The following is a 15,001-nucleotide window of genomic DNA, read 5'->3' on the forward strand; positions in this document are numbered from 1 at the left end:
CCCCCTCCCCCAGGCGGTTTTGGGGGAGGGGGATGCGTCGCGGAGCGACGCTGGGGGTGGGGCCCCGGGTTGTCCAAACCGCCCGCCGCGTCTATATTGATGGGCTGTGCACCTCCCGCTCGCCCGTGCCGTCGCGCGGGCGGCGGTTTTCGTCTTATCCAGGTGGCGCCGATGTTCGACCAGCTCAGCGACAAGCTCGAAGGCGTATTTTCCGGCCTGCGGCAGCGTGGAGTCCTCACGGAGCCCATGATCCGCGAAGGGCTCCGGGAGATCCGCCGCGTCCTGCTGGAGGCCGACGTAAACTACCAGGTCACGCGCGACTTCATGAAGCGCGTGGAAGAGAAGGCGCTGGGCGAGCGCGTCCTGAAGTCGGTCACGCCGGGGCAGCAGATCGTCAAGGTGGTGCACGAGGAGCTGACCTCCATGCTCGGCGAGAAGCGCTCGCCGCTGGCGCTGGCGCCGCTCCCTCCCACCGTCATCATGATGGTCGGCCTGCAGGGCTCGGGTAAGACGACCACCGCCGGCAAGATCGCGCGGCGCATGAAGCGCGAGATGCGCCAGACGCGCCTGGTGGCCTGCGACGTCTACCGCCCCGCCGCCGTGGAGCAGCTGCAGACGCTGGGCGAGCAGGTGGGCGTCCCCGTCTACGCCGAGCCGGGCTCCACCGACGTGGTGGGCATCGCGCGCCGGGCGCTGGAGCTGGCCAAGAGCGAGCGCGACCGGGTGGTCATCTTCGACACCGCCGGCCGCCTGCAGATCGACGAGGAGCTGATGGACGAGCTCCGCCGCCTCAAGGAGGCCGTCGGGCCGCACGAGATCCTCTTCGTGGCGGACGGGATGATCGGCCAGGAGTCGGTGAACGTGGCCAAGGGCTTCGACGACGCGCTGGACGTGACGGGCGTGGTGCTCACCAAGATGGACGGCGACGCACGCGGCGGCGCGGCCCTCTCCATCTTCGGCGTCACCGGCAAGCCCATCAAGTTCCTGGGCGTGGGCGAGAAGCTCGACGGGCTGGAGGAGTTCCACCCGGAGCGGATGGCCGGGCGCATCCTGCAGCAGGGCGACGTGCTCTCGCTGGTGGAGAAGGCGGAGCGCGCCTTCGACAAGGACGAGGCCGCCAAGCTCGAGAAGAAGATGATGGGCGCGGGGCGGTTCGACCTGGAGGACTTCCTGGTCGCGCTTCGCCAGTTCCAGAACCTGGGACCGCTGGAGAACCTGCTGAAGCTGATCCCGGGCGTGAACAACAAGATGTTGAAGAACGTCAAGGTCGATCCCAAGCAGTTCAAGCACATCGAGGCGATCATCCTGTCGATGACCCCTCAGGAGCGCCGCCGCCCCGAGATGCTCAACGGCCCGCGCCGCGCCCGCATCGCCCGCGGCAGCGGCCGCCCCGTGATGGAGATCAACCGTCTCCTGGCGCAGTTCAAGGAGATGCAGAAGTTCATGAAGCAGATGAAGGGGCTGCAGGGGATGATGCCGAAAGGCGGGATGCCCCGGCTGCCGTTCGGGGGCGGGATGCCCCGAATGTAAGTGCCCAGTGCTCAGTGCTCAGTGCCTAGTCGTTGCACTCACTAGGCACTCGGCACTAGGCACTTGGCACTTTGTTGTTTCGATCGTCCGCTCGCACACTGATGCCGGCAAACCGCCGCACGGGCTGGACGCCACCCGATCCACCACCAGGAGTCAGGAATGGCACTCAAGATTCGCCTCCGCCGGATGGGCCGTAAAAAGGCCCCGCACTACCGCATCGTCATCGCGGAAAGCTCCAACGCCCGCGACGGCCGGTTCGTGGCCAACATCGGCCACTACAACCCGACCACCAACCCCATGACTCTCGTGGTCGATCGGGACAAGGCGCTCTTCTGGCTCGGCCAGGGCGCCACGCCCACGGACACGGTCAACTCGCTCCTCAAGAAGGGCGGCGTCTTCCAGCCCGCCCCCACGGTGGTGGAGAACGTCGCCGCCGCCGCAACCGGTGCGGTCCAGGGCGCCGGGCGCGCCGCCAAGGGCGCCGCGGGCGCCGTCGCCGGTGCCGCTTCGGCTGCGGCCGGCGCGGTGACGGGCGCTGCCTCCACGGCCGCCGGTGCGGTTTCGGACGTGGCTTCGTCGGCTGCCGAGGCGGTGACCGGCGCGGCTTCCAGCGCGGCTTCGGCGGTTGCGGACACCGTCCGCTCCGCCGTCGAGCGGGTGACGGGCGGCGGTGACGACGCCCCCGCGGCCGAGACGGCCGATGCGCCCGCGGCCGAAGGCGCCGCCGACGCGACCGAAGAGAACGCCGGCTGAGCAGCAGCACAGTGGCAGAGGCCGAGGGGGACTTCCTGATCGTCGGCGCGGTGCAGAAGCCGCACGGCATCAAGGGAGAAGTGTTCGTCCGCGTGGAGACCGACCATCCCACGGACGTCTTCGCCACCGGCCGCGTGGTGCGGCTGGCGGACGCGGACGGGCGCCCCATCGACCGCTCGCTCACCATCGAGCGGGCCAGGCCCTTCAAGGGCGGGCTGCTGCTGAAGGCGGTCGAGATCGGCCCCCGTGACCCGCACGGCCGCGAGTCGGACGTGGACGCGCTGCGTGGACTCACCATGGTGATCCCGCGCGGCGAGGCCCGGCCGCTGGACGAGGACGAGGTCTTCCTCCACCAGCTCGTGGGGATGACGGTGGCGGCGGACGAGGGGACGGTGGGGACGGTGCGCGAGCTGTACGACGCGCCCTCCGGCTTCCTGCTGGCGGTGGACCGCCCCGGCAAGGGCGAGCTCCTCATCCCCTTCGTGAAGGCGATGGTGCGCCGCATCGACGTGGAGGCCCGGGTGCTGGAGCTGGAGGCTCCGCCGGGGCTCCTGGAGCTGTGAAGCTCCGCGTCAACGTCGTCACCCTCTTCCCGGACTTCTTCCGGGGGCCGCTGGGGCTGAGCATACCGGCGCGGGCGGCGGCGGCGGGGCTGGTGGAGTACAGGCTGGTGCAGCTTCGCGATTTCACCCACGACCGCCACCAGACGGTGGACGACGCGCCGTTCGGCGGCGGGGCGGGGATGGTGATGAAGCCGGCCCCCTTCTTCGAGGCCGTGGAGTCGCTGGCGCCGGAAGGGCGGGACCGTCCCGAGGGGGCGATCCTCCTGATGTCGGCCCGAGGGAAGAGGTTCACGCACGAGGACGCCGTGCGGCTGTCGCTGGAGCCGGAGATCACTCTGCTGTGCGGCCACTACAAGGACGTGGACCAGCGGGTGGCGGAAGGGCTGGCGACGGAGGAGGTCTGCCTGGGAGACTTCATCGTCTCCGGGGGCGAGATCCCGGCGCTGGCGGTGGTGGACGCGGTGGTCAGGCTCCTTCCCGGAGCCATCAGCGACCACCAGTCCGCCTCCACCGATTCGTTCTACGACGGGTGGCTGAGCCCCCCCTCGTACACGCGCCCCGCGGAGTTTCGCGGGATGGGGGTGCCCCCGGTGCTCCTTTCGGGGGACCACGCGCGCATCGCCGCGTGGCGGCGGAGCGAGGCCGAGCGCCTCACCCGCGAGCGGCGGCCCGAGCTGCTGGAGCGGCCGGGAACGAGTTGACGTTGGGGACATACGCCGCGCGCGGTGCGCGGTCCCCTCAACCTCTCACACTTCAACAAACACGAGGATCGAGCGATGCATCCGTTCATGGAGACCCAGAAGGAATATCTGCGGGAGGGCCTTCCGCAGTTCCGCCCCGGCGACACCCTGCGCGTGAACGTGCGGGTTCGCGAGGGCGACAAGGAGCGCATCCAGGCGTTCGAGGGCGTCTGCATCGCGCGCAAGCATGGCGGCGTGCACGAGACGTTCAAGGTCCGCAAGATCTCGGGCGGCGTGGGCGTGGAGCGCACCTTTCCGCTGCACTCCCCGATGCTCGCGAGCATCGAGGTGGTGCGCCAGGGCCGCGTTCGGCGCGCCAAGCTGTACTACCTGCGCAACCTGCGCGGCAAGGCGGCGCGGATTCGCGAGCGGCGTACGGCCCGTCCCGGCGCGAAGTAAGAACCGCGCGGGAATGGGGACTGGGGAATGGGAACAGCCACCCGGCGCTTCGGCGGCCGGGTGGCTGTTTTCGGTTTTCGGCGGGGCACGGGCAGCCACGTGGGGCGGCCCCTACGGGTTCGGGTGCGAAGGGGCGGGGATCGGCGTGGAGGCAAGGGAAACCATCGTCCCCGCGCGAAACGTTTCGTATGCGCGCGGGCAGGCGGGCGGCTGGACAGTTGCGCCGATCTTCGGGGATAGCGACGTGGGCCGGCAGGTATCGCTTCTCTTGACCGTGGAAGTGGCGGGCGAGCCTCACGAGCGGGCGAAGGCGGAGAGGGGCGGCGGGTCATCGACGCGCGAGCGGAAGGCGGGGGTGCGGTCCATCGGCTCGAAGTCGGCGCAGACCACGGAGATGCCGAGCCGCTGGAACCTGCGAGCCCGCCAGTCCACGTACCACGCCACCGGCATCGAGAACCTCTCCGCCCAGATCAGCCGCCGCGAGATCGCGCGCGACCGGCCGCCCGTCAGCTCCGAGTACAGCGGCATCCGCTCCCTGTTCAGCCGCACCGCCTCGCGCAGGTGCCGCGCCATGCACCCCGACTCCTGCGCCTGCGCAGGGCTCGCCGCCAGCAGGAGCAGCGCGGCGATCCAGCTGAACCGCCGCATCACACCGCGCCGATCCGCCACAGGTGCACCGGCACCATCAGCGCGGTGGCGGCGGCGGTGCTGAGCATCTGCAGGCGCAGGCCCCAGGGCGGCACGCGCGGCCACGCGGGAAGGCGGCCGACGGTGAAGTAGAGCGCCAGCGACACCGCGCAGACAGCCGCCGCGCAGAGCAACCCCCACATCGTCGCGCCGGTGGCGCTCAGCGCCAGCCCGGCGGGAACCACCACCAGGAACCCGACCAGCGCGCTCCCCGCCCGCAGCCAGAAGAGGCGGCGACGGCGGCGGCGAGGCACGTCCTGGAGGTGCGCAAAGAAGACGATCATCAACTGCGCCGCCGCCGCGCCGACGAACGGCACGTACAGCGGGTCCTCGATCGGCGCGACGACGGTGTGCTCGAACGCGTAGTCGAGGAAGAAGAGCATCGTCGGCACGATGGCCACGTAGAACAGCCCGCGCACCTGGTAGCCGGAGGGCGCATCGGGCGCCACGCGGCGCGCGACGGCGTAGTAGATGACGAAGATCAGCACCGCCAGCGCAGGCGCGACCGTCCACGCCGCGCCGCCGAGGGCGTAGGCGCCGTACACCACCAGCGCCAGCCCCATCGCCGTGCTCATGGCGACGAAGCGGTACTTCCACGCCAGCAGCAGCACCAGCACCGTCACCAAGAGCTGCACCGCGAGCTGCCCCGCCAGGATGTACGCGGGAAGCCTCGTCATCCCTGTGAGCATGAAGTAGGTGGCGAGCGGAGTGACCAGGTTGTCGCTCCCGCCCACGCTGATCCCCTCCAGGATGGTGACCGTGAGCGCGATCTGCGCGGCGACGAGCACGGTGGCCGCGCGCGGAGTATCGGTCAGCAGGAGGAGCGGGAGGTGGACCGCGAAAAAGGTGGAGAGGAGGAAGGCGCCCGAGCCCTCCAAGCTGCGATGGTCGCGCTCCACGGCGTAGATCCGCCGCCCGTACTCCGTCCCCAGCAGCGCGGCGACGGTGTCGGACACCATCAGCACCAGCAGCGAGATCAGGTAGAAGATGGGCCGGCCCGCGCCGAGCGCGAAGAGGAGGTAGATGGCTAGCGGATAGTACAGGCCACCCTCCGAACGCCGCTCCACCGCGTGGACGCTCCCCAGCAGCCCCAGCCGCCGCGTCGCCAGGATGATGACGGCGAACGACGCGCCCAGCGCCAGCACCGTCCAGTGCGACGCGAACATCCAGGGGAAGCTCGCCGCCACCACGCCACTTCCGAAGTGCACCAGCTTGCGCGTCCACTCCGTGGGCGGATTCCAGCGGCGGCGCCACAGCTCGCTCGCCACGAACAGCACCAGGAGCGCCGCCGAGACGATCGCCGCGCGCGCCGCCTCGCCGGCGAGGGTGCCGAAAGGGGGGAGCCAGGCCGCGTTCACGCCACCTCGTCCACGTGCAGCGCGCCGTAGAACCAGGCCAGGTCGCGCGCGTGCAGCGCATCCGCCTCGTCGCGCAGCGGGTGCACGCTGCCTGCGAGCGCCTCCGGCCGCGAGCGCGGGGCGAGCATGTTCCAGTAGACGAGCCGCGCGCCCGGCGCCGCACGATCGACGAGCGCGGCGTAGCAGCGCTCGTGCTCGGCGGGGGGCATGTACTCGAAGATGTCGGACAGGTTATAGCCGTCGAACGGCCCGTCGCCCGCCGTTTCGATGGCGCCCTGCACCAGCGTCACTCGATCGAGCCGATCGCGGATGGCGGCGAACCACTCCGGGCGCAGGTAGCGCGGCAGCGCCTCCGGCGGGTAGTTCCCCGTCATGATGTAGGCGAGGTATGGATTGGAGTGCGCCGGGAGCTTGGTGAGGGCGCGGCGGGTGCGCGCCAGGATCCGGTCGCCCACCGTACCTTCGACGTGTGTGAAGAAGGCGGGATCGCGACCCATCCGCCCCATCACCGCGCGGCTGAAGAAGAGGCGAAAGAGCAGCCGCCAGCGCCACGTGTCCCACTCGCGGGCGTAGAACGCGGCCTGCTCCGCGGGCGTCCTGCGCTCCCTCAGCCGCTCGATGCGCCGCCGCGGATGCACCAGGGGCAGGATGCGCGTGCGAAAGGTGCGCAGGTAGCGCTCGAACCGCCCCGCGTGGATGATCCCGCGCGCCACGATCTCCGGATGGGCATCCCAGAACGCCCGCGCCCCGTCCGAAAGCTCGCCGCGCAAGCCGCGATACGTCTCCGCACGCCTCTCATCCTCCGTCACGCCTAGAAACGCGAGCACCCCGGCGTATTCCAGCCGCCTGAAAGCCGCCATCCGCAGCTCCACGCATGCGAGCTGCGGCCCACTCAGATCCGCCGCGACCACCTCCGCCGGATCGAGCGTCAACAGCGCCAGCGCGTTGTCCCCCGCCGACGCGATCGACAGCAGCCGCCCGCCGCACGCCCTGGGTGCCAGCGCCCCGCACAGCACGTCCGCGTCCTCCCAAACGCTCGCATACCGGATAAACCCGAATGACGCGCGGTGCTCGATCGACCCGCTCATCGGCACCGACCCACCCAGGAGCGCACGAATTCGCCGCTGGAACTACACCACTTTGTCATCCTGAGCGACGCGCCACCCCGGCCCCGCCCGCGCTCCAATGTTTGGCGCGTAGCGAAGGATCTACTGCGCGTGCGCAGAGGCTTGCCGTGATGCGCGAAACCCGGCCCAGCGCCGGCTAGATCCTTCGGTCGCCGCGAGAGTCCGGAGTACGCCCCGGGCATCGGCGACGCGGCTCCCTCAGGATGACATGAGGTGGGGATGCACGCCGAACCATGCGTGAGCCCGCGAAGGCGGACTTCGCGTGTCTCCAGCGGCGAATTCATTCGCTCCTGGACAGGCGCGCCGCACATAGCCGGGATCACCCCTCCACCTCCACCCTCCGCAGCGTCCCCGCCGTCCCGTCCATCTCCACCACCTCCCCGTCGCGCAGCACCTCCATGAGGCCGGGGATGGAGACGATGCACGGCAGCCCCAGCTCGCGCGCCACGATGGCGGAGTGGCTGAGGAGGGAGCCGCGCTGCACGAGCACCCCCTCGACGGCGGGAAAGATCAGCGTCCACCCCGGATCGGTGCGCTCGGCGACGAGGATGTGGCCGGCGAGGTCGCCCGCGTGGGCGGGGTCGCGGACGATGCGGACGGGCGCGCGCACGATGCCGGGCGAGCACCCGATCCCCTTGAGCGCGCCTTCGTGCGCGGCGGGGAGCACGTGCGCGGCGGTGAAATCGGCGGGCGGGCCGAGCGTTTCGAAGCGGTCGGGCGGCGCGGGGGCGCGCTCGTACGCCTCGAACTCCGCCCGGCGCAGGGCGACGAGCGGGCGCAGCTCGGCCGTGACGCCGGTGCCGTCCAGGTGCGAAAAGATCTCGTCTACGCGCAGGTAGAGCACGTCACGCGGCGTATCCAGCCGCCCCGCCTCCGCCAGCCGCGCGCCGATCCCCAGGAAGATGCGCCGCACCGCCCCGAACACGCGCGTCCGCTCGAAGCGCAGGTTCTCGCGGTCGCGCACACGCTGGCGCGCCTGGGCGAGCACGGAGAAGAAGACGCGCCTGCGCACGCCGCTCAGCCGCGAGCGGGCCAGCGCCTCCGCCGCCGCGCGGATCTCCCCCTCGCGCCCGCCCTGGCGCACCGCCCCGCCCCTCGCGTACGTGCGGATCAGGCGCACGAGGAACGACGGGTCGTCGCCGTGCGTGAGCGTCTCCAGCTTGAGCTCGTTCGCGCAGCGGTCGCCGAAGCGCTCCACGTACGCGCGCAGCTCCTGGTGGAAGCCGGCGTGCTCCTGCGCCGCCGCGAGCCGCTCCCAGAGCCGCGCGTCGTCAGTCTCTTCCTCGAACAACGCGGCGAGCGGGGGATCGGACGCGACGCGCTCCGCCATCTGCAGGAGCAGGCGCGCGGGCTCGGTGGAGATGATCCCGCCCTCGCCGCACAGCAGGTCGTTGGCGAGCGTCGGCGGCGCGTCGGGGAGCCACTTCTCCACGATGCGCACCAGGACGCCGAAGAAGATCATCGCGAAAAAGTCGTTCACCAGCGGCGCGCGCCAGTGCCGCAGCAGCTTCTCCTCCAGGTCGCGGTAGAGCGCCGCCAGGTCCTCCGCGCTCCACGTGCGCAGGTCCACGCCCGCGAGCGGGGCGAGCGCCGCATCGACGCGTGCGTGGAAGAGCGGCACCTCGCGTTTGAGGCCACGCTGCGCACGGATCAGGCGCCACACCATCTTCGCCGTGCGCATGGCGTCCTCGCCGCGCCCGGCGACCTGCGGCACGGGGGGCGGATCGGCGAGCTTCTCGCGCACGCCCATCATCCGCTCCATGAAATCGCGGTTGACGGTGTAGCCGGGGAGGAGCGCGAGGGCACGGTACCAGTTGAGCAGGTTGTAGTACACGCGCCCGCCCACCAGCCCCAGCATGTTGGCGAAGACGAGCCGGTTCCGCTCGATCAGCCGCTCGTCCACGCCGAGGAGGCGGCAGAACTGGATGTACACTTCCTCGTAGACGGAGCGCGCGAAGCTGAAGGTGAGCGGCGTCGTCACCCCGCTGTAACTTTCTACGATGTTGCTGTTGTCCCACAGCCGCCGCTCGCCGGTCGCGGGGGTTGGGAGCGTGGTGATGGGGCGCGCCTGGAGGATGAACAGCCTCCGGCCGCCCGCCGACAGCGCCCACTCCAGGTCCTGCGGTCCGCCGAGCTTCTCCGCCAGCGAGCGCGCCGCCTCCGCGATCCGCCGCGCCTCGTCGTCGGTCAGCGCAGGCCGCTTACGATCCGCATCCGGCACCGGGAGGACATCGGTGCCGCCGTCGGGGCGCAGGCGAAAGGCGCGATCCTTGTCCGCCAGCTCCGCCTCGACCGCATCGCCGGTGACGCGAAAGGTATCCGCGTCCAGCTCGCCGCTTACCAGCCCCTCGCCCAGCCCGTAGACGGCGCTGACCACCGGCGTCTCCGCCGCGCCGCGCACCGGATCGACCGAGAAGGCGACGCCCGCGACTTCCGCGTCCACCATCGCCTGGATGATGACGGCCATGCGCGGCGACGCCGAGCCCCCGTGCTGCGCCTGGTAGGCCAGCGCGTGCGCGCTGAACGCCGACGCCCACACGCGGCGCAACGCATCCCACAACGCATCCTCGCCGTGCACGCCGAGCACGGTGTCGAACTGCCCCGCGAACGATGCCGCCTTCCCATCCTCCCCCACGGCGGAGGAGCGCACGGCGAGGAGCGCGTCCGCGAGTCCGGCCGCATCGAGCGCGGCGAGCACCTCCGCGCGGAAGTCGGCGGGGAGGTCGATGGCCAGGATGCGGTCGGGCGTCGCGGTGGTGTCGGCGGGCGCGCCTTCCAGCACGATGCGCCGAAACGCCGCCGTCCCGACCACGATCCAGGACGGTACGTCGGCGCCTGCATCGCGCAGCAGCGCCAGGTTGCGCGCCTTGCCGCCGGCCTCCTCCAGCGCCGGGACCGTGCCGGGCGGGACGACGTACGCGGACGCGAGCACCGTGTCGCTCATCCGTGCGCCAGGATCGGCGCGAGGCCGAGAAGGAGGTAGCTGGCGAGCGTCCACACGCCGGCGACCGTCTCGGTCGCCTTCGCGCGAGACGCCCTCGGGCCGCGCAGGAACGCGATCGCGGGCCAGGCGGCGAGCAGGGCAGACAGGACGAGCCCCAGCGCCGCGATGCTGCCCGCTCCCGCCGCTCGCGCGGCGGCAAGAGCGGCCAGGGCCGCGAGCGCGAGCACGGCGAGCCACACGAAAAACGCGGGGCGCATCCCCCACGTCTGCGTGTACGTCTCGACGCCCGGGCGCTCGTCGGCGGGCGCGCGGAGCTTGCGGCCGATCTCCACGAGAAGGCCGTTGAGGAACGCCACCGCCAGGAAGAGGCCCAGCGCGCGCGGCGGCGCGGCGCCGGACGCGAGCCAGTCCGCCGCGGTGAGGTAGGCGAAAAGGACCGGCATCACCACCATGTGGCTCAGCAGGTACGCCAGCGGGCGCGCCCGCAGCCACTCCGGCACAAAGAACTCGCGCGCCATCAGCGCCGCCCACACCGCCGCCGGCGCCAGCACCGCGAGCAGGCGCGGCTCGACCAGCGCGTTCGCCGCGACGGCCGCGAGTACTACGACCGCGCCCACACGCCGCAGCTCGCCGAGCGTCACCAGGCCGCGCGGCACCGGGAGCTCGGGGCGCGCGCGGATGTCGAGCTCCGCGTCCTTGTGCTCGTCCGCCACGCGCAGCAGGAAGAAGAAGCCGATCGCCGTCAGCGTGGTGACCGCGAGCACGGAGAGCTGCGGGAGCACCGGGCGCCCGCGTGCCGCTGCGGAGTACATCGCCGCGCACGCCGCGGAGATGCCGATCAGCGGCAGGTAGACGGCGAGGGGGAAGCGCTCGCGCTGGTACGTCCAGAGCCGCGCCGCCAGCGGAGCGCGCACCGCCGGAGCCGCCGTGCTCATCGCGGCGCCGCGCGGCCCAGCGCGGCGTGCGCCCTCGCGAACTCGTGGGAGCAGAGCGCGCCCACGATCGACAGCTCGCCGGCCAGCGTGAGCGCGGCGCAGATCTCGGCCAGCTTGGCGGCGCGGTCGTCGCCCAGGCAGTCCATGATGCGCAGGCACTCCTGCGCCGTCGGCAGCCGCGTGCCGCCGCCCACCGAGCCGACGATCAGGTTGGGAAGCGAGACCGCGGCGTACAGGTCGCCGTCGTCCGTCACCTCCAGCCGCGTGACGCCGACGCTCGCCTCGCTGACGCACGCCACGTCCTGCCCGCACGCCAGGAACAGTGCCGCGATCCCGTTGGCGATGTGCCCGTTCACGCCGATGGAGCCCGTCCGCACGCCGCCCACGAAGCTGACGCGCCAGTAATCCGCCATCCGTTGCGGCGTGGTGTGCAGCACCTGCTCCACCAGGGCGCGCGGGATACGCGCCTCCGCCGTCACGTTGCGCCCGCGCGTCTGCAGGAAGGAGAGCGCCGTCGCCTTCTTGTCCCCGGACATGTTGGATTCCAGGAACCAGTAGCGCGGCTGCACCGGCGTGCGCGCCAGGATCTCCTCGCAGAGGGCGGCGGTGCACATCGTCACCATGTTCTGCCCGGCCGCGTCGCCCGTGTGGAAGGCGAAGATCAGGTAAACGTGGTTCCCCTCGATGTGCGTCGCCACGTCCAGGAGCCGCCCGTGGCGTGAAGTGCGCTTCACCGCTTCCTGGAACGCCTCGAACTCGCCCGTGGCCCATGCCGCGAAGTGCGCCGCCTGCGCCAGCGCCTCGAAGACGAAGGCGGGCGCGCGCTGCACCTGCTCCGTCGTCGTCAGGCAGATGGCCCCGCCGGCCGCGGTCAGCAGGTTGGCGCCGCGGTCGTAGCTCGCCACCAGCGCGCCCTCGGAGGTGGCCAGCGGGACGTAGAAGTCGCCGCGCGCATGGATGCCGTTCACCCGCAGCGGCCCGGCGAGCCCCACCGGGACCTGCACCATCCCGATGTAGTTCTCGATGCTCCCGCGCATCGTGGAGGGGCCGGGGCGCTCGGCCTCGCCGGTCAGGTGCGGGATCTCGGCGCCGAGCGCCGCCACGAACTCGACGCGCTTGCGATGCGCCGCCCCGCTCCAGTCGCGCAGCCCGGGAACGCGCTCCGGCGCCGGCGTCTCCTCCGTGGGCGTCGGCTGCAGGAGGTCTACGAGCTCCAGCATCGGACGCCCGCGGGCGAGGCGGAGGGCCACCTGGAGGGCCTGATCCTGCGGTATCGGCATCGGGAGGGTCGGACGGAGGGATGCGGGCTGCGCGTGCGGCGGAATCCTACACCGGCGCGCCCGGGAAAGATCAGCGCCGCCGCCAGATTGAATGCTCGTGGAACAGTAATCGTTCAGAACGGCGAACGACAGCGCACTTTGTGATGGAGCCAAATTCAGCACACCCTCTACCCCGCAAATCATGCATAGAGCGGACGAGAACACGACCATCGCCACGATAACGGACCTCCGCCGCCGAACCACGGACATTCTGGCGCGCGCGGACGAGGGCGGGATCGTCGTGGTGCAGAGGGATAACGAGCCGCATGGCGTCTACCTGAGCTACCGGCACTACGAGTCGATGCTGGAGATGATCGATCGGCTCGAGAACCGGGAACTCGCAACGGTCGCGGTTCCCCGCCGTGAGGCGGTCGCTCGCGGCGAGATGGAAACGACCTCATTTGCGGATATGGTCGCGGAGTTCGCCCCTGAGCTGCGCGATGCCTAAGGCGTTCGGGGGCTCGCGAACAGGAACCTTGTGCGCGGAGCGCGTTGCGCGCTTTTTCTGAAGGCAGCTGCGCCGGCCCTGCGGGAGCGAGGGGTGTTTCGCGGCTGCCCGCGCGCCCCGGACGGGCGCTCTCCCCAGCCAGGAGTGGACGATGAACCGCCTGGACGTGCAGACGAGCAGAATGCAGCCGGTGATGGCCGCGATACTCGGCGTGATCATGGTTCCGCTGGGATTGCTGTCGTTGTACGGAGGGGTAAAGGATGGAATCGAAGTCGGGCCCCTGGGAATCGGCGTGCTGATGCTGGCGACGTTTGGCGGGGTGATGTGGCTGGGGCGGCGCGGCCATTCGCGGTCGGTGCGCTACTTCTCCGACGAGGGGCTGGAGCGCAACGACGGCCAGTGGCTCGCCTGGAGCGACCTGCAGCGTGTGGTGGACCAGGTCCGCCCCGACCCGGGCCGCCCCGACCAACTGCAGCTCTGGCGGACCGAGATCGAGTTCAAGAGCGGCGAAAAGGCGTGGCTGCTCCCCACCCGCATCGCCAACCGCGGCGAGGTCACCGCGTTCGTCCGCGGCCTCCCCTGCGAATACACGCAGACCCGGGTCTGACCGGCCTCTGTCATCCTGAGTGACGCGCCTCTCCGTCGTGTCCCGTGCTCGAACCTCTGGCGCGGAGCGAAGGATCTACTGCGCGTGGCGAGAGGCTCGTGGTGATCCGCGGAGCTCGTGCCTCGTCGGCTTCGCGCGGGCGGCTCCCTCAGGGCGGACGCACGGCGCCAACGCACTCACGCACTCACGCACTAACGCACTTCCCTGGCACACATGCTGCCCGCAATCTTGCCCGGGCGCCGGGGGGCGCGTAGCTTGGCGCCGGCTCAGAGCGGGACACAGGTCACGAACACCGGCGAAACACGCTTCCGGAGATAGAAGGATGAAGATCGCGATGATCGGAGGGGTCCTGATCACCCTCCCTGCAACGGTGGCGTGGTTCTACGCGGCAATCACCGGGAACTACCTCCTGCTGGGCGCCGCGTCCGTGGTGCTGTTCTACAACCTGATGCCGTTCCTCATCCTGGGAATCATGTCGCGCAAGGCCAAGGTGGGCGACGGCGACGACATCACCGGCCACTAGGTCAGCGGACGACGCGCACCTCGCGCGTCATCAGCACCAGCAGGCGCCCCCGGACGTCCCACGCGGCGTCCGGGGGCGCTTCGCCTTCGCGGGCGACCACGCGCCCGTCCGCCGAGTCCAGCACGCGCACGCCCCCGCCCTCACCGCGCGCCAGCACCGCGATGCGCGCCCCCGACGGCGACACGCGCAGCGCGTCGATCCGCTCCAGCCCCGCCCTTCCCAGCGAGACGCGCCACACCTCCGCCAGCCCGCCCGTCGTGTGGCGAAGGGCGAAGGCGCCGTCGTCGTCCCACCCGTAGAGCCGCCCGTCGGCGGCGGCCTCCAGGCCGCGGATGGGGGCGGGGGGCTCCCATCCACTCAGCACGCGCCCGCTGTAGGCGTCGCGCACCTGCAGGGCGGGAGAGCGGTCGTCGTCGCCGTTGACCGCCAGGTACACGCGGTCGCCCAGCGGCGAGATGGCGAGCGCCCCCGCCTCCGACCCCGCCTCCGGCCATCCCCAGCGGGTGACGAGGAGGGTGTCCAGCCCCAGCACCCCGCCCCACCGCGCCGTCGTGAACGCCCAGCGCGCCATCGGGTCGATCACCACGGGCGCCGCGCGCCGCGCCCGCCGCTCCGCCAGGATGCGCCCCGTACCCGCGTCCACCACCGCCAGGTCGCGCGGCCCGCGGGTGAGGTAGATACGCGCGCCGTGCATCCGCAGCACGCGCGCGGGCGCGCCGGCCACCGGGATCCGCGCCGTCACGCGCCCCAGCGTGTCGAGCACCGTCAGCCGGCCGGCATCTCCCACCCACACGCGCCCCGCGTCGTCGGTCGTCAGCGTGGCCGTGGCGGAGACGGGCTCGGGGAGCGGGATGCGCTTGAGGATGGGAAGCTCGCCGCCCTCCTCCTTGCAGGCGGCCAGCGCGAGCACGACGGCTAAAAAGAGGGGAATGGGGAATCGGGAATGGGGAATGGAAACGGCCTGGGGTTTTGCGATTCCCCATTCCCCATTCCCCCTCGGTTGCCCCCTCCGTTCCCTCCCGCCGGGGCGCTCGCGATACTACATTCTCCCGCACCCGACCCGTGTCC

The 15,001-nt window shown here is 71.3% G+C and carries 15 protein-coding genes; 8 read left to right on the forward strand and 7 right to left on the reverse strand.

Annotated features, from left to right (window positions below; genetic code table 11):
• Window positions 1–171 precede the first annotated feature (171 nt).
• The 5 genes from ffh (at window position 172) to rplS (ending at window position 3,985) form a co-directional block, all read left to right on the forward strand.
• Window positions 172–1,530, forward strand: a complete 1,359-nt coding sequence (gene ffh, locus VF647_12655) for a signal recognition particle protein (GenBank protein HEX8452943.1) — start codon at window positions 172–174, stop codon at window positions 1,528–1,530.
• Window positions 1,531–1,689: 159 nt separating this feature from the next.
• On the forward strand, window positions 1,690–2,283 hold the full coding sequence (gene rpsP / locus VF647_12660) for a 30S ribosomal protein S16 (protein HEX8452944.1): 594 nt from the start codon (window positions 1,690–1,692) through the stop codon (window positions 2,281–2,283).
• An 11-nt stretch (window positions 2,284–2,294) separates the two neighbouring features.
• Complete coding sequence (gene rimM, locus VF647_12665; protein HEX8452945.1) at window positions 2,295–2,846, forward strand: ribosome maturation factor RimM; 552 nt, start codon at window positions 2,295–2,297, stop codon at window positions 2,844–2,846.
• On the forward strand, window positions 2,843–3,547 hold the full coding sequence (gene trmD, locus VF647_12670; GenBank protein ID HEX8452946.1) for a tRNA (guanosine(37)-N1)-methyltransferase TrmD: 705 nt from the start codon (window positions 2,843–2,845) through the stop codon (window positions 3,545–3,547). The genes rimM and trmD overlap by 4 nt, the downstream gene beginning before the upstream one ends.
• A 75-nt stretch (window positions 3,548–3,622) precedes the next feature.
• Entirely contained in the window at window positions 3,623–3,985 is a 363-nt protein-coding gene (rplS, locus tag VF647_12675; protein ID HEX8452947.1) for a 50S ribosomal protein L19, read from the forward strand.
• 294 nt (window positions 3,986–4,279) lie between these two features.
• Here the strand turns inward: rplS and VF647_12680 are convergent, their stop codons facing one another.
• The 6 genes from VF647_12680 to VF647_12705 form a co-directional block, all read right to left on the reverse strand.
• On the reverse strand, window positions 4,280–4,633 hold the full coding sequence (locus VF647_12680; protein HEX8452948.1) for a hypothetical protein: 354 nt from the start codon (window positions 4,631–4,633) through the stop codon (window positions 4,280–4,282).
• Window positions 4,633–6,030 carry a hypothetical protein gene (locus VF647_12685; GenBank protein HEX8452949.1) on the reverse strand — a complete coding sequence of 466 codons (1,398 nt, stop codon included), beginning with the start codon at window positions 6,028–6,030 and terminating at the stop codon, window positions 4,633–4,635. Before VF647_12685 ends, VF647_12680 begins: the two co-directional genes overlap by 1 nt.
• Entirely contained in the window at window positions 6,027–7,118 is a 1,092-nt protein-coding gene (locus tag VF647_12690) for a DUF3419 family protein (GenBank protein HEX8452950.1), read from the reverse strand. The genes VF647_12685 and VF647_12690 overlap by 4 nt, the downstream gene beginning before the upstream one ends.
• Window positions 7,119–7,476: 358 nt before the next feature.
• Window positions 7,477–10,101, reverse strand: a complete 2,625-nt coding sequence (locus tag VF647_12695; GenBank protein ID HEX8452951.1) for a PEP/pyruvate-binding domain-containing protein — start codon at window positions 10,099–10,101, stop codon at window positions 7,477–7,479.
• Window positions 10,098–11,036, reverse strand: a complete 939-nt coding sequence (locus tag VF647_12700; protein HEX8452952.1) for a hypothetical protein — start codon at window positions 11,034–11,036, stop codon at window positions 10,098–10,100. Before VF647_12700 ends, VF647_12695 begins: the two co-directional genes overlap by 4 nt.
• Window positions 11,033–12,316 carry a hydroxymethylglutaryl-CoA reductase gene (locus tag VF647_12705; GenBank protein HEX8452953.1) on the reverse strand — a complete coding sequence of 428 codons (1,284 nt, stop codon included), beginning with the start codon at window positions 12,314–12,316 and terminating at the stop codon, window positions 11,033–11,035. The genes VF647_12700 and VF647_12705 overlap by 4 nt, the downstream gene beginning before the upstream one ends.
• A gap of 181 nt (window positions 12,317–12,497) precedes the next feature.
• Between VF647_12705 and VF647_12710 the strand changes: the two genes are divergently transcribed.
• From VF647_12710 to VF647_12720, 3 genes are all read left to right on the forward strand, one after another.
• Complete coding sequence (locus VF647_12710; protein ID HEX8452954.1) at window positions 12,498–12,803, forward strand: type II toxin-antitoxin system prevent-host-death family antitoxin; 306 nt, start codon at window positions 12,498–12,500, stop codon at window positions 12,801–12,803.
• 151 nt (window positions 12,804–12,954) lie between these two features.
• Window positions 12,955–13,410 carry a hypothetical protein gene (locus VF647_12715; protein ID HEX8452955.1) on the forward strand — a complete coding sequence of 152 codons (456 nt, stop codon included), beginning with the start codon at window positions 12,955–12,957 and terminating at the stop codon, window positions 13,408–13,410.
• 322 nt (window positions 13,411–13,732) lie between these two features.
• Window positions 13,733–13,933, forward strand: coding sequence for a hypothetical protein (locus VF647_12720; GenBank protein HEX8452956.1), 201 nt, complete (start codon window positions 13,733–13,735; stop codon window positions 13,931–13,933).
• Between the two features lies 1 nt (window position 13,934).
• Here VF647_12720 and VF647_12725 read toward each other — a convergent pair whose 3' ends face one another.
• Window positions 13,935–14,843: a hypothetical protein gene (locus tag VF647_12725; GenBank protein HEX8452957.1), complete on the reverse strand. Its 909-nt coding sequence runs from the start codon at window positions 14,841–14,843 to the stop codon at window positions 13,935–13,937.
• Window positions 14,844–15,001 lie beyond the last annotated feature (158 nt).

It is taken from the genome of Longimicrobium sp. (assembly GCA_036387335.1).
Lineage (GTDB): Bacteria > Gemmatimonadota > Gemmatimonadetes > Longimicrobiales > Longimicrobiaceae > Longimicrobium.